A 19087-nucleotide genomic window follows, 5' to 3' on the forward strand; every position below is an offset into this window, starting at 1 on the left:
GTTGGGTGGGGGTAATACGGTGAATAAACCAACAGGCCAGCCTGTGTTTGACAGACTCTGGCTGACATCTTAGGTTAGGTTGACCTTTGTACTTCAGGTGTGGGGAGAGTAGATGCCGATTAGGGTCCTCGGGGCCGTTCTCACCCCCGTTCTCAGGCAGTGGCGGAGGTGAGTGCTCGCGTGATCGCACGCCGCCCGGCCATTCTCCTGACCGCGGCCATCCTGCTGGCCCTGTGCGTCCTGGCCTCCCTGTTCGTCGGCTCCTCCAAGATCCCCGCCGGCCAGGTCGCCCACTACCTGCTCCACCCCGACGCCTCCAACATCTCCTACAACATCAACGTCCTGCGCGTGCAGCGCACCATCATGGGCGTGCTCGTCGGGACCGCCCTGGCGGTGGCCGGCGCGGTGATGCAGACCGTCACCCGCAACCCCCTGGCCGAGCCTGGACTGCTCGGTGTCAACGCCGGGGCATCGCTGGGCATCGTCCTGGGAACCGCCGCGCTCGGCGTGCTCCCGATCTCCAACCAGCTGGCCCTGGCCGCGGGCGGAGCGCTGGTGGCGACCGCACTGGTCCAGGTCATCGGCATGATCGGCGCCTCGAGCTCCTCGCCGGTGCGCCTGGTGCTCATCGGTGTCGCCTTCTCGGCCTTCGCCGGGGCGGTCATCCGGGGTGTCGTGCTGACGATGCCGAACCTGTTCCGCACCTTCATCGACTGGGAGGTCGGCTCCCTGACCCGCACCGACATCCCCCTGCTGCCCGTGGCCGCCCTCGTGGTGGCGGGGACCGGCGCGGCCATCCTGCTGGCCGGCGCCCTGGACAACATCGCCCTGGGCGACGACGTCGCCGCCGCGCTGGGCACCCGGGTCGCCCTCGTGCGGGGCCTGAGCCTGGTGGTCGTCACGCTCCTGTGCGCCACCGCCACCACGGTGGCCGGCCCCATCGGGTTCGTCGGACTCATGGCGCCGCTGACGGCCTCCTGGCTCATGGGACCCCACCGGGGCTGGATCGTGGCCCTGTGTGCGTTGGGCGGCCCCGTCGTCGTCCTGGCCGCCGATGTCCTGGGCCGCGTCCTGGCCCGTCCTGGTGAGATGCAGGTCGGTCTGCTGACGGCCTTCGTCGGCTCACCCGTCCTGCTGCTCATGGTCCTGCGGATGAAGGACCGGGCCTCATGAGGGGAATCAGGCCGGTCCGGGCCGCCGCTCCGGTGCGTCCTGCCGCCGGCATCGGCCCGCGGCGCAGCCTCCACGTGGGGGCCGACGCCGGACGCCTGTGGATCGTCGTCGGCCGCTGGTCGGTGCTCATCGCCCCGAGCCATGTCATCGTCGGCCTCATGCTGCTGGTGCTCAGCCTCGCAGTGGCGGTGGTCTCTCTGCGTCTGGGGAAGTTCCCCGTCTCCACCCAGGAGGTCATCGACGCGCTCCAGGGGCAGGGGCGCAAGATCGTCCAGGTCGTCGTGGTGAAGTGGAAGCTGCCCCGGATCGTGCTGGGGCTCGTGGCGGGCCTGGCCCTGGGCGTGGCCGGCGCCCTCTTCCAGACCATCACCCGCAACCCCTTGGGCTCACCCGACCTCATCGGTTTCAGCACGGGTGCGCAGACCGGGATCCTCGTCAGCATCCTCCTCCTGCCCGGCTCCATGCTCTCGGCCTCCCTGGCCTCCTTCATCGGCGGGGCCGCCGTCGGAACGGTGACCTACCTCGTCTCCCTGCGCGGCGGATTCACCGGTCTGCGCTTCATCCTCGTGGGGATCGCCATCAGCTCCATGCTCGTCTCCGTCAACCGCTGGCTGCTGGTGCGGGTCGACGACGACGAGGGCCTGGGCGCCCTCAAGGCCATCACCGGCACCCTCGGGGCCGCCCGGTGGCCGGTGGTGGCCCCGACCTGCCTGGCCATCGGGGTCACCGTCGCCCTCATCCTCCTGGCCTCCCGCCACCTGCAGGTCCTGGCCTTGGGGGAGCAGGTGGCCACCATCCTGGGCAGCCCCACCCGCCGCGCCAGCGCCGTTCTCATCCTGCTGGGCACCGTGCTGGTGGCGGTGGTGACGATGGCGGCCGGCCCCATCGGCTTCGTGGCCCTCGTGGCCCCTCACCTGGCCCGTCTCCTCACCGGCTCCCCGCAGTCCCCGCTGCTCGTGAGCGGCCTGACCGGGAGCCTTCTGATGGTGGGTGCCGACCTGCTCAGCCAGCTCGTACTCGAGTCGATGCCCGTGAGCGTGGTGACCAACGCCGTCGGCGGCCTCTACCTCATGGTGGCGCTGACCGTGGCGGCGCGCGGAAGGAGAACCCTGTGACCGACCTGCCCTCGACCGAGTCGAACACCGCCGCCGGACCGGCCGCCCCCGGGGCTCGCCTGGCCGCCCGGGGCGCGACCATCGCCTACGAGCGCCACGTGGTCTCCCACAACCTCGACGTCGATATCCCCGCCGGTGTCTTCACCGCCATCGTGGGGCCCAACGCCTGCGGGAAGTCCACGTTGCTGCGTGCCCTGGCCCGGTTGCACCGGCCCGCCCGAGGAGCGGTACTCCTCGACGGCGCCGACATCGTTCGCCTGGGCACCAAGGAGGTCGCCCGTCGGGTCGGCCTGCTGCCCCAGAGCGCCACCGTGCCCGGCGGCATGCTGGTGCGCGATCTCGTGGCCCGCGGTCGCTTCCCCCACCAGGGCCTGTTCCGCCAGTGGTCGCGGCAGGACAGGCAGGCCGTTGAGGAGGCCATGGAGATGGTGGGGGTCACCGAGCTGGCCGCCCGCCCCGTCGACGAGCTCAGTGGCGGCCAGCGCCAGCGCGTGTGGATCGCCCTGGCCCTGGCTCAGGGCACCGAGACGATCCTGCTCGATGAGCCCACCACCTTCCTCGACCTGGCCCACCAGGTCGACATCCTCCAGCTGTGCCGCCGCCTCAACGCCGACGGCCGCACGGTGGTGGCCGTCCTGCACGACCTCAACCAGGCGGCGCGCTGCGCCGAGCACATGATCGTCATGCACGAGGGCCGGGTCCGCACCACCGGCTCCCCGCGCGCGATCCTCACCGAGGACCTCGTTGAGGAGGTCTTCGGCCTGGCGGCCGTCATCGCCCCTGACCCGGTGGCCGGCACCCCCATGGTGGTGCCCCGTCATCTGGGCGCGAATGCGCCGGCCGGCCCTGACTCTGCCGCGACCCGCGCCGCTCCCACCGACTCCACCGGAGGTCCGGCCCCGCAGCCCTCTGCCGATCCCGCCTCGGCAGGAACCAGCCCGACTGCTCGTTCCCAGCAGGACGGACAAGAAAGGAACACAGATAGATGAACGCATCCTCGCGGCGCTCCAGCCGCCTGAGGCAGGGCCTCCTCGCCGTGGCAGCCATGGTGCTGAGCACCGGCCTGGTGGCCTGCGGCTCCTCCAGCTCAACCTCCACCTCCACCGCCGCCGGCTCCGCAGGGGCCTCCGGAGCGGCCTCAGCCGGAGCCTCCGGTGCCGCCTCGGCCGAGGCCTCCACCAAGGTCACCTGGCCGGTCACCATCAAGGGGGACGACGGCGTCGACGTCGAGATCAAGGCCGAGCCCAAGAGCATCGTGTCCACCTCCGTGACCCTGACCGGATCGCTGCTGGCCCTCGACGCCCCGGTGGTCGCCTCGACGCCGGCCAAGAAGAAGGATGAGAAGACCGACGACAACGGCTTCTTCACCCAGTGGTCCAAGCAGGCCACCGACAAGGGCGTCAAGGCCATCGACGGCACCGAGGACAACCTCGCCCAGACGGTCGCGGGCAGCAACCCCGACCTCATCATCGTGGCCAAGACCGGACAGGACTCGGCCGCCAAGGTCGTCGAGAGCCTGCGCCAGCTCGAGGTGCCCGTCCTCGTCATCGATTACGGTTCGCACTCCTGGCAGGACGTCACCAAGACCCTGGGGCAGGCCACCGGCCGCCAGGCCAAGGCCGACGCCGTCGTCAAGGACTACACCACCAAGGCTGAGAAGGCCAAGAGCGCCATCTCCGTCCCGAAGGGGGCGACCTCGGTCTTCACCGTCCCCGGGGACGGCACCAAGGGCGCCAACGCCTTCACCGAGGAGGCCCCGCAGGCCCAGCTCCTCAAGGACCTGGGCTTCACCATTGCCGCCGTCCCCGACAGCGTCAAGGGCGACCAGTCCATGGGCGATCGCAAGGACATCGTCCAGCTCTCGCCGGAGAACGTCCAGGCGGGACTGACCGGTGAGAACTGGGTGGTCATCGCCGCTGACGAGACCGCGAAGAACGCCGTCACCACCAACGAGACCTTCAGCTCGGCGGCCCCGGTGACCGGTGGCAAGGTGCAGTACATGCCGCCCTCGTCCTTCCGACTGGACTACTACTCGGCCCTCGAGATGCTCGAGGCCGTCCAGAAGGCCTACCCCAAGGCCTCCTGAACCGCTGACGACCTGAGCGTCAACGTGCTGGTGCCCCGGGCTCTCGGCCCGGGGCACCAACACATATCGATGGCATCGACTCCCGCAGCCGAGCACTGCTGGGGAGCAGACCCCTCAGCTCCAGGCGACCGAGTAGTACTGAGTCTCCTGGAACTCGCGGATCCCCTCACGCGCGCCCTCACGCCCGATGCCGGACTGCTTGACGCCGCCGAAGGGGGCGGCGGGATCGGATACGAGCCCACGGTTGATGCCGACCATTCCGACCTCCATGCGCTCGGCCAGGCGCAGCGCCCACCCGAGGTCACGGGAGAAGACATAGCCTGACAGCCCGTAGTCGGTGTCGTTGATCCACGTCAGCAGCTCGTCCTCATCGTCCCAGGTGATGATCGGGGCGACGGGGCCGAAGATCTCAGTGCGCACGATCTCGGCGTCGGGGGCGACATTCGTGAGCACCCGCACCGGTATGAACGCCCCCGCAGACTCCTGGGGCCAGGAGGACTCGGCGTAGACGACGGCGCCTCCGGCCACCGCCCCGTCCACCAGGGCGTTGATCTTGTCGCGGGCAGCCGTTGTCACCAGGGGGCCGATCTGGTTCGCCTCGTCCGCCAGAGCCGGCCCGACCCTCAGGTTGCGGACGACGGCGGAGAACTTCTCGGTGAACTCCTGGGCGACGTCCTGGTGGACGTAGAAGCGGTTGGCGGCGGTGCAGGCCTCGCCACCACCCCTGAGCTTGGCCTGAACAGCGCCCGTCACCGCGGCGTCGACATCGGCATCGGCCGCCACCACGAAGGGCGCGTTGCCCCCGAGCTCCATGGACGACACCAGCACCTTCTCCGCCGCCTGCTTCATGAGCACACGGCCGACCTGAGTGGACCCGGTGAAGGAGACCGCTCGGACCCGGGGGTCCTCCAGCCACGTCGTCGACACCTCCGCGGAACGGCTCGAGGGCACGATGTTCACCACGCCCGCGGGCACGCCGGCCTGCAGGATCAGATGGCTCAGCGCCACCGCTGTCAGAGGTGTGAGGGACGCCGGGCGGAGTACCACCGTGCACCCGGCGGCCAGGGCCGGGGCGATCTTGCGGGTCCCCATCGCCGCAGGGAAGTTCCAGGGGGTGATCATGGCGACCACCCCGATCGGCCGGTGCGTGACGATCGTTCGGGTGCCGCCCGCCGGGGAGGTGCCGAAACCGCCCTCGGTGCGCACCGCCTCCTCGGAGAACCATCGGAAGAACTCCGCCGCGTAGAGAACCTCCGCCCTGGCGTCATCCAGGGACTTACCGTTCTCAGCGCTGATGAGCACCGCGAGCTCCTCGACCTGGCCCACCATGAGGTCGAATAGGGTCCGCAGCAGCTCCGCGCGCTGCCGGGGCGGGGTGGCGCTCCATGCCGGCAGCGCCTCGGAGGCGGCGTCGACGGCGCGTGCGGCGTCCTCCGTCGTCGCATCCGTGCAGCGTGCGAATACGGCGTTACTGGCAGGATCGACGACGTCGAAGGTCCCGCCGTCGGACGCTGCCGTCATCCGCCCGCCCAGGAGCATCCCCTCCTCAGGGCGGATCCTGCGCAGGTAGTCGGCCAGAGCCGGGTGGGCTCCGAGAGTCGTGTACGCCGCCGCCGTGCCAGCCGCCGCGCCGGGTCTTGTGTCAGCCATGGTTGTGCTCCCTGAGTATCGACTGTCGCCTGCCACGCATCACGGGTAGAGCCCGCGGGCGACGTGGGCCTCGGCGACGCGCTTGACGGCCATCGTCGTCGCCGCGGTGCGCAGCGAGAGGCCGTGATCCTTGGAGAAGTCCGTGACCTCCTCCCAGGCTCGGTCCATCCTGGTACGAAGACGCTCATTGACCTCGGCCTCGGTCCACCAGTAGGACTGGTTGGCCTGCACCCACTCGAAGTAGGACACGATGACGCCTCCGGCGTTGGCGAGGATATCCGGCACGACCAGGATCCCCTTGTCCGCCAGGATCGCGTCGGCCGCGGGCGTCGTCGGCCCGTTGGCGCCCTCGACGACCAGCTTGGCATCGATCATCGGCGCCGTCTGCTCGGTGATGACCCCCTCGATCGCCGCAGGAACGACGACGTCGCAGGCGACGGCGAACAGCTCGCTCGCAGGCATCGGGTCCGCACCGGGGAATCCGTCGACGGTACCGGTCTCATCCACGAAGGCCTCGAGCGCGGGGATGTCGATACCCTTGTCGTTGCGAATCGTGCTGTAGACGTCCGCCACGGCCAGGACCTTCACGCCCGCCTCGTGGAGGAAGCGAGCAGCGCCGCGACCGACTTTGCCGAAGCCCTGAACGACCGCGGTGGCCTGCGAGGGATTCACCCCGATGCTCTCCATCGCGTTGAGGACGGAGTAGACGACGCCGCGGGAGGTGGCGGCGGCCCGCCCCTGTGAGCCGCCGAGGTCAACAGGCTTGCCCGTGACGGTTCCCAGCACGGTGTGCCCGGTGGCCACCGAGTAGGTGTCCATCATCCACGCCATGGTCTTCTCATCGGTCCCCATATCGGGAGCGGGGATGTCCTTGTCGGGGCCGATCAGGGGGATCAGCTCCGAGGTGTAGCGCCGGGTCAGACGCTCGAGCTCTCGTTCCGAGTGGGCCCGTGGATCGACCTGGACACCGCCCTTCGCGCCGCCGTAGGGCAGGTTGAGAAGAGCGCACTTCCACGTCATCCACATGGCCAGCGCCCGGACCTCGTCAAGGTCCACGTTGGGGGAGTATCGGATTCCTCCCTTCGCTGGGCCTCGAGAGATGTTGTGCTGGACGCGGTGCCCGATATACAGGTCCATCGTGCCGTCGTCGCGTCGCAGCGGGATGGAGACTGTCACCTCCTTCCGGGCGGTTTCGAGCATGCGGCGCATTCCTTCGTCGAAGCCGAGGAACTGGATCGCCTCGGCGAGCTGTGTCCGAGCGTCGGCGAGGGGGTTCTGGGTCGAGGGCATAGAGCTGTCTCCTGGACTGGTCGGGTGGAGGAACGTGAGCTGAGGCCGGTACGGCCTCGAGAAGTGGGTGGGGTGTCAGGACTGGTCTCGGAGTGCCTGCTCAAGAATCCCCATGCCCTCGACGAACAGCTCGTCTGGCATGGTGACCGGCGGTAGCAGGCGGATGACGTTGCCGTAGGTGCCGCAGGTGAGCAGGATCAGACCGCGTGCGCGCGCGGCCTGTGCGACGGCGGCGGTCAGAGCGGCATCGGGCTTCTGTGAGACGGGGTCGACGAGCTCGAGAGCCATCATGGCGCCCTTGCCCCGGACCTCGCCGATGCGAGGATCCTTCGCCTGCCACTGCTCCATCAGGCGGATGCCGGCCTCGCCGATCGCGCGAGCCCGTTCAAGGAGATCGTGCTCCTCGATCATGTCCAGGGCCGCCAGGGCGGCGGCGCAGGCCAGGGGGTTGCCGCAGTAGGTTCCTCCGAGGGCGCCCGGTTCGGCGGAGTCCATGATCTCGGCCGAACCGGTGACTGCCGACAGCGGCATGCCCCCGGCCAGGCCCTTCGCGGTCGTCACCAGGTCGGGAACGACTCCCTCGTGGTCACAGGCGAACCACGCCCCGGTGCGAGCGATTCCCGACTGAATCTCGTCGGCGATGAAGACGGCGCCGTTGTCACGGCACCAGCGCTGGAGCGCGCTGAGGAAGCCTGGCGCCGGAACGATGAACCCGCCTTCGCCCTGAATGGGCTCGATGATGACAGCGGCGACGGAGGAGGCCCCCACCTGCTTCTCGATCTGACTGATCGTGCGCTCGGCGGCGGCCTCGCCGTCCAACCCGTCTCGGTAGGGGTAGGAGCCGGGGACCCGGTAGAGCTCCGGGGCGAAGGGACCGAAGCCGCCCTTGTAGGGGGCGACTTTGGCCGTCAGTCCCATGGTCAGGGAGGTGCGTCCGTGGAAGGCGTGGTCGAAGCAGACCACTGCCTGGCGGCCGGTGTACCTCCGGGCGAGCTTGATGGCGTTCTCGACGGCCTCCGCCCCGGAGTTGAACAACGCGGTCTTCTTCGGGAAGCTGCCCGGAGTCAGTGCGTTCAGGCGTTCGGCGACCTCGATGTACCCGGCGTACCTCGTGACGGCGAAGGAGGTGTGTGTCAGATTCTCGGCCTGCTTCTGGATCGCAGCGACGACGGGCGCCGCCGCTCCGCCCACGGTCGTCACCGCGATGCCTGATCCGAAGTCGATGAGACGGTTGCCGTCCACGTCCTCCAGGACACCGCGGTCCGTGCGCCGTGCGAAGGTCGGCATGGCTGCGGTCAGGGCGCGTGGTAGTGCGGTGCCGGCGCGTTCGTCAAGGGTACGGGCCTCGGGGCCGGGCAGTGGAGTGGCGAGATGAATGGTCTGGGGCAGCGTTGCCATGTGGACCTCACAGTGTGTCGTGACGGGCGGAGAGCTGCAGTGGAACAGAGCGCTCCGGGGATGTCGTAGAAACGAGCTCGGCTATGAGTTCTGCTTCAGGCTAAGCCTGTGCCTAGGGCAGAGCACCTAAGCGTGCTGCACAAGATTTCACGAATCCTGTGCAGCACGCACAGAACAGTGTTTGAATCCAGGCATGGTGCTGGTGTCGGATCTCGTGGATCGAGCGGAACTGGGGGTTCGCGCGGTGCTCCTGCCCGCACCGAGCGCCGCAGTCACCTGGGTCGTCGCGACCGAGCTCCTGCAACCGGCTTCCTACCTCGAGGGTGGTGAGTTGGTTCTCACCACGGGCCTCGTCATGGCCGACACCGAGGCGGGCACATGGCGGCAGTACGTGGCATCACTGGTCGAGGCAGGAGTCGCCGCGCTCGGGCTAGGAACCGGCATTGCCTTCGACGCCGTGCCCGACGACCTGCGCGAGGCCTGCCGTGTCGGAGGACTCAATCTCCTCGAGGTCCCCCTCGATGTCTCCTTCGCCTCCATCAGCCGTGATGTGGGGGCCATGCTTCAGGCGGCCGGGCCTGCGGTCGGCGCTGAGGGGGCGGGCGACGAGGAGATCCTGGTCCTGCAGCAGCTGACGCGCGCGGCCGCCAAGGACAACCAGAGCGCGATCATGCGCGCCCTGGCCTCGATCCTGCGAGGGGAGGTGTCCTTACGGGACGCCGCGGGCCGCACAGTGGTCGGTCCCTTCGGTCCGGCAGCCCCGCAGATCGACGACGAGGTCGCCGAGTGCATCGCCAGGATCCGTCCGGGAGGGATGCGAGGAGCCGGGGCGGTCGACCTTGGCGACATGCGGCTGGTTGTCCGTCCTGTCGGCATGACCGGGGAGCCCGAGAGCTACCTGGCGACCGTGCAGTGGGAGACGCTCACGCGCGCCCAGGCCCTGGGAGTCGATCTCGCCTGGTCATTCCTGAATCTCATCGCTGAGTCCTCCAAGGCGTTCACCGGATGGCTCCTCCAGCTCGTGGGGGCATCAACCGGGCATCTCCTGGCAGGTGAGGTCGCGCAGGGGATGGCTCTGGCCGATCAGGCCCGGGTTCTCGTCCTCACACGCCTTCCGTCTCCGCCGCGGCGGTCGATGATCGGACCCGACGGCGGCCATCAATGGCGCGTCATCTGCCTCGAGGGCGATAGTGCCGCTGTCGCCGGGCTCTCGACGGCGTTGGCCCGGCTGCTTGTCGAGGAGAGGGGGGCTCCGGTGGGGGAGCGTCTCCTGTGGCGCACGGACCGGAGTGGGGGCCGCCTGACGGTTCTTGGTGAGGCCGAACGCGTTCTCGGGCTTCTCAAGGACAGTCGTGTCACGCCATGGGCGGGGCGGATGCGGATCGGCGTCAGCGGCCGTGCCGGTGTCGCCGACCTGCCGCGGGCCGCACAGCAGGCGCTGTCCGTCTGCACTGGCGCTCGGCGGCTCGGGCAAGCGGTGCGCTGGGAGGCCTCGGGACTGCCGTCGGTCACGGATCTCCTGGACGAGGATCGGGCCCGCGCCTTCGCGCGCACTCGTTTGGGGAGCGTCGTGGATCGGCCCGACCTGCTCGAGCTGCTGGAGGTCTACCTCAGCGAGGCCGGGGCGGTGCAGCGCATCGCGGAGCGCCTGGGGGTGCATCGCAACTCCGTCCCCGCGCGCCTTGTGCGCCTGAGGAGGGCGCTCGGCGTCGACATCGAGGACGCCGAACAGCGGGCGAATCTGTGGTTTGCGTTACATTTTTTGACGAAGTAACGGCCAGGTGCCTTGCGCGGGGGCGACCTTTCCCCGTGTTTCTGCGGTTCCTTGAAGCGTGAAACGTGACGTTCGACATACTTGGTTGTGTGTGTTTACGATACTGGCGTCACCTAGGACCTTAGCCCGCGCTGTAGTCGCGCAACGCGTGTCGCACCGGGCTCCAGCGGCGATGTGGCCTGCGCCGGTCCGGCGTGAGCTTGGGCAGCAGATGCCTGAGCCGTCTCATTTTTTCGACTCTCGACACCTCTCGTCTCGACTCTCATCTCGACACCGACGTCCCGCCAAAGCCAAGAAGCAGAGTGATTCACATGAGCCTTCCTCTCCTCCAGAATTTTATTGACGGACGATTTGTTCCGGCAACCACCGATGCCACGTTCGACGTCGTGGATCCTCGAACGGAACAAGTCGTGGCGCAGTGCCCGGTCTCAGGGGCCGCCGATGTCGACGCCGCCTACGACGCCGCCCTCAAGGCCTTTGAGAGCTGGCGGCTGACAACGCCGGCGGACCGGCAGCTGCTCCTGCTTCGACTCGCCGATGCCCTGGAGGCCAATGCCGACCGCCTTGTTGAGGCTCAGCGCCGCAACACCGGTCAGCTCGCCGAGATGATCCGGGCGGAGGAAGTCCTGACAGGGGCCTCTCAGCTGCGGTTCTTCGCCGGAGCCGCACGACTCCAGTCGGGTGTCGCCTCGGGCGAGTACGCCGAGGGCCTGAACTCGCAGATTCGCCGTGAGCCCATCGGCGTCGTCGGGCAGATCGTCCCGTGGAACTACCCCTTCATGATGCTCATCTGGAAGGTCGGGCCCGCTCTGGCGGCGGGCAACACGGTGGTGCTCAAGCCGAGTGCCAACACGCCCGAGAGCGCCATCGTCTTTGCTGAGATCGCCGGCGAGATCCTCCCGCCCGGGGTCTTCAACCTGGTGCTCGGCACCGGAGAGACCGGGCGCCTCATGAGCGCCCACCCGGTGCCCGGGCTGGTCGCGCTCACAGGTTCAGTGCGCGCCGGCTCGGATCTCGCTGAACAGGCGGCCGGAAACGTGACTCGTGTTCACCTCGAGCTGGGAGGCAAGGCCCCTGCCGTCGTCTTCGCCGATGCCGACATCGAGGCGGCTGCCGAGGGCATCGCCGCCGCAGGGACGTTCAACGCCGGGCAGGACTGCACCGCCGCCACCCGCGTGCTGGTCGAGGCCTCGGTGGCCAAGGAGTTCACCGATGCGCTGGTGCGTCACGTCGAGTCCTTGCGGACCGGTCCGATTCCGGAGGAGGAGGCGTTCTACGGCCCCCTGAACAACGCCCGTCACTTCGCCTCCGTGCAGAAGATCGTTGAGGAGCGGCCCGCACACTCCCACCTGCTGACCGGTGGCCACCGCGTCGGCGAGAGCGGGTACTACTACGCGCCCACTGTCATCTCGGGGCTCAAGCAGGACGACGCACTCGTGCAGCAGGAGGTCTTCGGGCCGGTCCTGACCGTTCAGGAGTTCTCCTCCGACGACGAGGCCCTGGCCCTGGCCAACGGTGTGGACTACGCCCTGTCCTCGTCCATCTGGACGACCGACCACCAGCGTGTCCTGCGATTCAGCAGGGACCTGGACTTCGGGTGCGTCTGGGTGAACTCCCACATCCCCCTCGTCGCGGAGATGCCGCACGGCGGATTCAAGAAGTCTGGTTACGGCAAGGACCTCTCCATCTACGGCGTGGAGGACTACACGCGTATCAAGCACGTCATGAGTGCTCTGTGACCTCCTGGAAGCTAACAGGAGATCACCCCCATGCGCATTCTGACGGCTTTCACCAATTCGCTCGGCGGCAGAGACTCCTACCACCTGGGGGTATCTCTCGCTGAAGCGTTCTCGTGCCCACTCGATCTCGTCACCGTCGTCAAGGGCGGCGGAGGGCGCTACGTCCTTGATGTCACCGATCACGCCTTCCAGGACGTCGTTGCCACGCAGGTCGACGACTGGATGTCGGAGATCATGGAGGAGCATCGGCCCCGTGTGCCGGTGAGCAAGTACCTGCGGTACAGCCTCTCCTTCCCCGAGGGCATCATTGCCTCGGCCGAGGAGCTCAAAGCCGACCTGCTCGTAGCCGGCGGGGGCCGTCACGGGGTCCTGGGACGAGTGTCCCTCGGCTCCGTGGGGCAGACCCTGCTCAACTCCTCGACAGTTCCGGTCGCCCTGTCCCCGCGCGGCATGAGGCACGCCCCTCTTGATGGACTCTCACGCATCACGGTCATGCTGGGGGAGTCCGGCAGGTGGAGGGGGGTGCTCAGCAAGGCCAGGACCTTCGCTGACAGAGCCGGTGTCCCGTTGCGTCTCATCACGGTGGCCACCGGCGACTCGCAGAACACCGCGGAGATCGGGGAGAGGACCGAGGCCCTGCTCGCCGAGGTACGCCTGGATCTCAAGGGGCTGGATGACCAGCGTGTCCAGATCGTCCACGCTCACAGTATGAGCGCCGCCGTGCTGGCCATGGAGTGGAACAGGAATGAGCTGGCCTTCCTGGGATCGGCGCGACTGGCCCAGAGCGGGCGCCTGTTCCTGGGGCCGGACGCCAACAAGATCCTGCGTGTCCTGCCCGTGCCTCTGGTCGCGGTCCCAGCCGACGCGGCCGACGTCGGGGGTGCAACATGAGCGCGGCTACCACGAGCTCCGGAGGCGGGCTGTCGAAGAAGGGACTGGCCGAGGGCTCTGTTGGTCTGCTCGGCGCCATCATCATCGGGGTGTCCTGCATCGCGCCCCCGTACACCCTCACCGGCGCGCTGGGGCCGACCGCCTCAGAGGTGGGCGAGCAGGTACCGGCGATCTTCCTCGTCGGATTCATCCCGATGCTCCTGGTCGCCTTCGGGTACCGAGAGCTCAATGCGGCGATGCCCGACTCGGGCACATCCTTCACCTGGGGGACGCGTGCCTTCGGTCCGTGGATCGGGTGGATGAACGGATGGGGGCTGATTGTGGCGACCGTCGTCGTCCTGTCGAACCTTGCGGCCATCGCCGTCGACTTCTTCTATCTGTTGCTCGCACAGGTGACTCGCAATTCCGCCATTGCGGATCTCTCCGACAACGTATGGGTCAATACCCTCACCTGCCTGGTCTTCATCACGCTGGCGACCTGGATCGCGTACCGCGATATGCAGACCACCCAGAAGCTCCAGTACTGGTTGGTGGGGTTTCAGCTGACGGTGTTCCTCGGCTTCGGCGCGGTGGCCATTTACCGCTACTTCACCGGAACCGCCGTCAACCCGACACCCGTGAAGCTCGAATGGTTCAATCCGTTCGCCGTCGACTCGCTGGGGACTTTCGTGGCGGGCGTGTCCCTGTCCTTGTTCATCTACTGGGGCTGGGACGTGTCGCTGACGGTCAATGAGGAGGCCGACGACGCCAGTTCCACTCCAGGGCGCGCCGCCGTGCTCACTGTCATGACAATTGTCTCGGTGTACATGTTCGTCACGATTGGATCCATGATGTTCGCCGGCCTGGGGGAGGACGGGATAGGGCTGGGCAATCCTGCGATCCAGGACAATGTCTTCTTCGCCTTGGCCAGACCGGTTCTGGGGCCGTTCGCGATCCTCCTGTCGACGGCGGTGCTGGTCTCGTCCGCGGCGTCCTTGCAGTCCACCTTCGTCTCTCCCGCCCGCACCTTGCTGTCGATGGGATACTACGGGGCGATGCCGGAGAAGCTCGGCGAGATCTCTCCGCGCTTCCTCACCCCTGGTCGCGCAACAGTCGTCTCGGCGGTCGCCGCCTCGACCTTTTATACCCTGCTGCGATTCGTATCCACCTCCGTCCTGTGGGACACGGTTCAGACCCTGGGGGCGATGATCGCCTTCTATTACGGTCTCACCGCCTTCGCCGCGGTATGGTACTTTCGAGGGAAATGGTTCTCCTCAGTGAGGAACTTCTTCTTCACGCTGGTCTCGCCGGGACTGGGAGGTCTTATCCTCTTCTTGCTGCTCGGCCTGACCCTGAAGGACTCCCTCAACCCCGAGTACGGGTCGGGATCGCAGGTCTTCGGCGTCGGTCTCGTCTTCGTCCTCACCCTCGCCCTCATTCTCCTGGGCGTGGTGCTGATGCTCGTACAGTACGTCCGAGCACCGGCCTTCTTCCGCGGGGAGGTGATCGCACGATCCGACGCTGTCACCGAGGAGTTGAAGGTGGCAACTGTCTTAGAGGAGGACGATGGTGAAGCCTCCCAGCTCCGTGCTGCGTCATAGATGCAGTGAACCGGAGCGAACACACACATGAAAACAGCTCACTCCGCGCCAGGCCGGCGGAAGGAGCTGAGAGGAATCACATTGTCATCGTATCGACGGCCACAGCTGATCGATGCGCCGGTAATCAAACGCACGATATGTGGACGCCAGGCCGGACCACGAAGGAGTGACCAATGAGCATCAACATGGAGCGAGTCGCTGAGCTGACGGAGATCGAGTCCAAGCGCCTCAATGAACGGACCAAGGGGTCCGGCGACATGTACAACCGCGCGAGAAACAGCCTTTCCGGCGGTGTCGCCTCCTCGTACCAGCTGCGCGAGCCCTGGCCCATTTACCTTGAACGGGGGCAGGGGCCGAAGGTCTGGGATGTTGACGGCAACGAGATGTGGGACTTCCACAACGGCTTCGGATCGATGCTTCAGGGGCATGCCCACCCGGTGATCGGAGAAGCCATTCAGGAGCGGTACGGCAAGGGCACCCACTTCGCCGCCCCGACCGAGGACGCCCTGGCGGTGGCGGAGAACCTCTCGAGCAGGTGGGGGCTGCCGAAGTGGCGCTACACGAACTCGGGCTCGGAGTCCACGATGGACGCGATCCGTATTGCACGCGCCTACACCGGTCGCGACACGGTCATGAAGATCTTCGGCTCCTACCACGGGCACCACGACACCGTCATGGTCTCGATCGGCGTCGAGTACGACAAGATCGGTGACCGTGACAACCTGGCCTCGCTGCCCTACGGAGGTGGCATTCCCGACGCCACCGTCCAGATGACGGTGCCGGTTCCCTTCAACGATGCCGAGGCCATGGAGCGCCGCATCATCCGGCTGACCGATGAGGGGCGTAAGCCCGCCTGCGTCATCATGGAGCCGGCCATGATGAACCTGGGCGTCGTGCTGCCGGAACCGGGATATCTGGAGCAGGTCCGCGAGATCACCCGGCGACACGGCGTCGTCCTGATCTTCGATGAGGTCAAGACCGGCCTGTGCATCGGTCCGGGCGGCGCCACCCAGCGCTTCGGAGTGACTCCCGACCTGGTGACCATGGCCAAGGCCCTGGGTGGCGGTCTGCCCTCGGGCGCCATCGGAGGCACCGAGGAAGTCATGTCCGTGGTGGAGGACCACACCGTCTTCCAGGTCGGCACCTACAACGGCAACCCCCTGGTGATGGCCGCAGTGCGGGCCAACCTCGAGAAGGTCCTCAACCCGGAGGCATACGCCCACCTCGATCACCTCAATGAGCGCATTCTCGCGGGCTGCACAGAGGTCATCGAGCGCTACAACCTTCCGGGCTACGCGGTGGGCGTTGGTGGAAAGGGGTGTGTCACCTTCTCCCCCAAGAAGGTCGTCGACTACGAGTCCTTCAAGGAGCACCAGAACGCGGAGCTGTCCGAGCTCGCCTGGCTGTTCAACATGAACCGGGGAATCTTCATGACCCCGGGCCGCGAGGAGGAGTGGACCCTGTCGGTGACCCACACGGACGAGGCGATCGACGACTACGTCAGCTGCTTCGAGGAGCTCGCCAAGGCGATCACCACCAAGTGATGTGACAAGTGACGTGAGTACTCCCTGATCTCATGGGGGCCACCGACGGCGTCGGTGGCCCCCATGAATCGTGTCCTACCCGCGGTGGCGCTCGGTGGCATTCAGTGGCGTTTCCAGGCGCGGATCCTCGTGCGGAAGGAGGTGAAGGGCGCCACCGTGTTGATGTGCACTCACGTGGCCACCGGCCAGGCCGACGGCGTCGAGGAGGCCCACGCCTGCTGCCCGGAGGTGAAGAGCTGGTCCCGGTCCAGCAGCAGATCCATCCACCCCAGCTGGTGGGCGAGCATCTGCGCCGGCGTGCGGTCCACCCCGTCCTTGAGCGTGTGGAGCCCGGAGGCGGGGACGTCGTCGAACTCGGCGACGAACAGCTCGGCGCGCCTGCGGATCTCCGCGATGAGCTCCTTCGTCATGACATCTCAGGACACCGGTGGGGTGGGTCTACCAGGTGGGGGAGCTGCTTCGGCCTGTTGGAGGGGGCAGGCCCGGTCGCCGTGGTGGCTGCCGTCGTCGTCTGGGTGCACTGCACGAGAGTGGGGTGCTACTGGACGAGGGTTGGGGGTACTGGAGGTAGGTGGGGCCTTCGTGCAGTACGCACAACCCTTGGCCAGTAGATCCCGACCCTCGTGGAGCAGGCCGACTCGAGACGAGACTCAAGGCGGAGCCGGCCTCGAGTCATAGCCTCCAGGCCCTCTGCGCAGACGGCGAGCAGGGGACGGTGGGGGCGGACCTGTGACGGAGGCGCCGGGCTGTGCCGTGAGGACCCCGGACTCACTCCTGCGAGGCCCGGTGTCCACAGTGCTGACATCAACGGGCCCAACGTCAGTGCGCTCAGCGGAGATCATTGGAATCCTGCGGCTCTTCTTCGGTGTGCAGCGCCGATGCGCTTGTGATGTCAGCACCGTGGACACTGACACCCCGCCAGAGCTCTTCCCTTCCAGGGCCACCAGCCTGCCCCGGGGTCCCGCCCGAGCGAGTGTCTCAGACGTCATGACACCCACCTGTCTCAGAAGTGAGGAGACAGGTGGGTGCCCTAAACCTACGAACGCCCGGCGTTTCAACTGCGCCTAGTTCTGCGCGATGACCCCGACGTCGGCCATCTTCCGCTCCGTCCACGGGGCGACGATGAACAGGATGATGGCCACGGCGACCGTCACAGCCCCCAGGCCGTAGTAGTAGGTGGAGTTCGCGATGTTCTCCGTCCTGGAGATGATGAAGCCGGCCAGCCCCTGACCGGTGGCCGTCGTCAGCAGCCACAGGCTCATCGTCTGGGAGGCGAAGTTCTTGGGTGCCAGCGCCGACGTCGTGGACAGGCCCACCGGGGACAGGAAGAGCTCGGCGACGGTCTGGATGATGAAGACCACCGCCAGGAACCACCAGGGGGACAGCTTTGCGCCGCCTGGCCAGATCTGGAAGCCGTAGCCCAGGATGAAGGCCGATCCCCCGATGATGAGTACCGAGATCGCGAACTTCATGATGGTGGAGGGAAACCTGCCCGCCCGCCGGGTGAAGAGCCAACCGATGAATGGTGCCAAGATGACGATCGTGGCCGGGTTGATGGACTGGTAGGTCTCGGGTGTGATGGCCCAGCCGAGCCACGGGATAGTGCCGTCGGTGTTGTCCTTGGCGAAGGTGGCCATCTTGCCGGCCGCCTGCTCGGAGATCATGAAGAACAGGACCGCGCCGATCCACAGGGGGATGTAGGCGCGCAGGTGGGTGCGCTCGCGGGCCGTGACCTTGGGGGAGCGGAACATGAGGACGAAGTAGCCCAGGGCGGCACCTGCCGGGATGATGAGCATGGTCGCGGAGATGGCGTCGAGTAGGCTGCCGGTCAGGACGTTGAGGACCGAGACGAGTGCGGCCGCGGCCACCACGGTCAGGAGCGAGGCGAGTATGAAGCTCCGGCGTTCCTGGGGGCGGATGGGGTTGGGGACGGTGAAGGCGAAGGCCGAGAGCTTGTGTCGGCCGTAGATGAAGGCGATCAGGGCCACCCCCATGCCGACGGCGGCCGAGAAGAAGCCGGCGTGGTAGCCGTAGTGCTCACGCAGCCAGCCGGTTACCAGCGGAGACGCCAGTGATCCGAGGTTGACCGACATGTAGAACAGCTGGAAGCCGGCGTCGCGCCGCGGGTCGTCGTCATCGTAGAGACCCCCGACGATCGTGGACAGGTTCGGCTTGATGAAGCCGGTGCCCACGGCCACCAGCACGATCCCCGTCCAGGCGAGGGCGGGCGCGGGAATGGACAGGCAGATGTGGCCCGCCATGATGACGACGCCGCCGTAGAGGGTGGACAGCCACGGTCCGATGATGCGGTCGGCGAAGATGCCCCCGGGGATGGCCAGCAGGTAGACGGCCGCACTATAGGAGGCCAGGATGACCTGCCCGGAGTTGGCGCTCAGGCCCAGGCCGCCGCGGGCCACGGTGTCGGTGATGAAGTAGAGCAGGATGGCGCGCATGCCGTAGTAGGAGAAGCGCTCCCACATCTCCACGTTGAGCATCCAGGGCAGTCCGCGGGGGTGACCGAACAGCCCCCGGTCCTGCTTCGACGGCGTCGTGCGCAGGGTGGCGGGGCGCCACCGACTGGCGATCATCCGACCAGTATCGAGATCGTCCTCGACGGGAGTCGGGGTCGTTGACATGAGACTCTCCCTTCCTGTGGTCAGGTGAGGCGTGCCGCCGGACCGTCAGTGTCCGGCACGAACCACAGGTACTCATGCACCCTACCCCGACCGTGAGGTAATTTCGGGAGAACGTGACGATGGCTGTCCGAAAGTGGCCATGAGGTCGGCGAGTCCGGGACGCCGCTCGTTGCCCCCTCTGGGATCCATCGTCGGCAGCCGGACCTTGCGG

The 19087-nt window shown here is 67.3% G+C and carries 13 protein-coding genes and 1 pseudogene; 9 read left to right on the forward strand and 5 right to left on the reverse strand.

Going from position 1 to position 19087, the window contains the following annotated elements:
• Nucleotides 1–180: 180 nt before the first annotated feature.
• From HW274_RS02345 to fepB, 4 genes are read left to right on the forward strand one after another with little or no spacing between them, the layout of a single operon-like run.
• Nucleotides 181–1173 carry an iron ABC transporter permease gene (locus tag HW274_RS02345; protein ID WP_260679151.1) on the forward strand — a complete coding sequence of 331 codons (993 nt, stop codon included), beginning with the start codon at nucleotides 181–183 and terminating at the stop codon, nucleotides 1171–1173.
• Nucleotides 1170–2288, forward strand: a complete 1119-nt coding sequence (locus HW274_RS02350; protein WP_185989107.1) for an iron chelate uptake ABC transporter family permease subunit — start codon at nucleotides 1170–1172, stop codon at nucleotides 2286–2288. Before HW274_RS02345 ends, HW274_RS02350 begins: the two co-directional genes overlap by 4 nt.
• Nucleotides 2285–3277, forward strand: coding sequence for an ABC transporter ATP-binding protein (locus HW274_RS02355; protein ID WP_185989108.1), 993 nt, complete (start codon nucleotides 2285–2287; stop codon nucleotides 3275–3277). Before HW274_RS02350 ends, HW274_RS02355 begins: the two co-directional genes overlap by 4 nt.
• Nucleotides 3274–4374, forward strand: coding sequence for a Fe2+-enterobactin ABC transporter substrate-binding protein (gene fepB, locus HW274_RS02360; RefSeq protein WP_075404861.1), 1101 nt, complete (start codon nucleotides 3274–3276; stop codon nucleotides 4372–4374). The genes HW274_RS02355 and fepB overlap by 4 nt, the downstream gene beginning before the upstream one ends.
• Nucleotides 4375–4488: 114 nt before the next feature.
• Here the strand turns inward: fepB and HW274_RS02365 are convergent, their stop codons facing one another.
• The 3 genes from HW274_RS02365 to gabT all read right to left on the reverse strand — a co-directional run bounded on the left by HW274_RS02365 (nucleotide 4489) and on the right by gabT (nucleotide 8712).
• A complete protein-coding gene (locus HW274_RS02365; RefSeq protein WP_185989109.1) occupies nucleotides 4489–6024 on the reverse strand; it encodes an NAD-dependent succinate-semialdehyde dehydrogenase in 1536 nt (511 codons plus the stop codon).
• A gap of 39 nt (nucleotides 6025–6063) precedes the next feature.
• Nucleotides 6064–7314: a Glu/Leu/Phe/Val dehydrogenase gene (locus HW274_RS02370; RefSeq protein WP_075254975.1), complete on the reverse strand. Its 1251-nt coding sequence runs from the start codon at nucleotides 7312–7314 to the stop codon at nucleotides 6064–6066.
• Between the two features lie 75 nt (nucleotides 7315–7389).
• Nucleotides 7390–8712: a 4-aminobutyrate--2-oxoglutarate transaminase gene (gabT, locus tag HW274_RS02375; protein WP_185989110.1), complete on the reverse strand. Its 1323-nt coding sequence runs from the start codon at nucleotides 8710–8712 to the stop codon at nucleotides 7390–7392.
• A 193-nt stretch (nucleotides 8713–8905) separates the two neighbouring features.
• Between gabT and HW274_RS02380 the strand changes: the two genes are divergently transcribed.
• The 5 genes from HW274_RS02380 (at nucleotide 8906) to HW274_RS02400 (ending at nucleotide 16240) form a co-directional block, all read left to right on the forward strand.
• Entirely contained in the window at nucleotides 8906–10486 is a 1581-nt protein-coding gene (locus HW274_RS02380; protein WP_185989111.1) for a PucR family transcriptional regulator, read from the forward strand.
• Between the two features lie 311 nt (nucleotides 10487–10797).
• Nucleotides 10798–12225: an aminobutyraldehyde dehydrogenase gene (locus tag HW274_RS02385; RefSeq protein WP_075254972.1), complete on the forward strand. Its 1428-nt coding sequence runs from the start codon at nucleotides 10798–10800 to the stop codon at nucleotides 12223–12225.
• A 30-nt stretch (nucleotides 12226–12255) separates the two neighbouring features.
• The gene (locus HW274_RS02390; protein WP_075404855.1) at nucleotides 12256–13116 is read left to right on the forward strand and encodes a universal stress protein; all 861 of its coding nucleotides are present in this window, start codon (nucleotides 12256–12258) and stop codon (nucleotides 13114–13116) included.
• Nucleotides 13113–14696 (forward strand): APC family permease, encoded by a 1584-nt coding sequence (locus tag HW274_RS02395; protein WP_075254970.1) that lies wholly within the window; start codon nucleotides 13113–13115, stop codon nucleotides 14694–14696. The genes HW274_RS02390 and HW274_RS02395 overlap by 4 nt, the downstream gene beginning before the upstream one ends.
• Nucleotides 14697–14869: 173 nt before the next feature.
• Complete coding sequence (locus tag HW274_RS02400) at nucleotides 14870–16240, forward strand: aspartate aminotransferase family protein (RefSeq protein WP_185989112.1); 1371 nt, start codon at nucleotides 14870–14872, stop codon at nucleotides 16238–16240.
• A 101-nt stretch (nucleotides 16241–16341) separates the two neighbouring features.
• Here the strand turns inward: HW274_RS02400 and HW274_RS02405 are convergent.
• Together HW274_RS02405 and HW274_RS02410 are read right to left on the reverse strand one after the other, a co-directional pair.
• Nucleotides 16342–16650 (reverse strand): annotated as a pseudogene (locus HW274_RS02405) (ClbS/DfsB family four-helix bundle protein).
• Between the two features lie 654 nt (nucleotides 16651–17304).
• Nucleotides 17305–18876: a peptide MFS transporter gene (locus HW274_RS02410; protein ID WP_185989113.1), complete on the reverse strand. Its 1572-nt coding sequence runs from the start codon at nucleotides 18874–18876 to the stop codon at nucleotides 17305–17307.
• Between the last annotated feature and the right edge of the window lie 211 nt (nucleotides 18877–19087).

The organism is Actinomyces sp. oral taxon 169, assembly GCF_013394715.1.
Lineage (GTDB): Bacteria > Actinomycetota > Actinomycetes > Actinomycetales > Actinomycetaceae > Actinomyces.

Coding starts and splice junctions, on each gene's coding strand:
- HW274_RS02350 (WP_185989107.1), top strand. CDS start 1,170: ATGAGGGGAATCAGGCCGGTCCGGGCCGCCGCTCCGGTGCGTCCTGCC.
- fepB (WP_075404861.1), top strand. CDS start 3,274: ATGAACGCATCCTCGCGGCGCTCCAGCCGCCTGAGGCAGGGCCTCCTC.
- HW274_RS02365 (WP_185989109.1), bottom strand. CDS start 6,024: ATGGCTGACACAAGACCCGGCGCGGCGGCTGGCACGGCGGCGGCGTAC.
- HW274_RS02370 (WP_075254975.1), bottom strand. CDS start 7,314: ATGCCCTCGACCCAGAACCCCCTCGCCGACGCTCGGACACAGCTCGCC.
- gabT (WP_185989110.1), bottom strand. CDS start 8,712: ATGGCAACGCTGCCCCAGACCATTCATCTCGCCACTCCACTGCCCGGC.
- HW274_RS02380 (WP_185989111.1), top strand. CDS start 8,906: ATGGTGCTGGTGTCGGATCTCGTGGATCGAGCGGAACTGGGGGTTCGC.
- HW274_RS02385 (WP_075254972.1), top strand. CDS start 10,798: ATGAGCCTTCCTCTCCTCCAGAATTTTATTGACGGACGATTTGTTCCG.
- HW274_RS02390 (WP_075404855.1), top strand. CDS start 12,256: ATGCGCATTCTGACGGCTTTCACCAATTCGCTCGGCGGCAGAGACTCC.
- HW274_RS02395 (WP_075254970.1), top strand. CDS start 13,113: ATGAGCGCGGCTACCACGAGCTCCGGAGGCGGGCTGTCGAAGAAGGGA.
- HW274_RS02400 (WP_185989112.1), top strand. CDS start 14,870: ATGAGCATCAACATGGAGCGAGTCGCTGAGCTGACGGAGATCGAGTCC.
- HW274_RS02410 (WP_185989113.1), bottom strand. CDS start 18,876: ATGTCAACGACCCCGACTCCCGTCGAGGACGATCTCGATACTGGTCGG.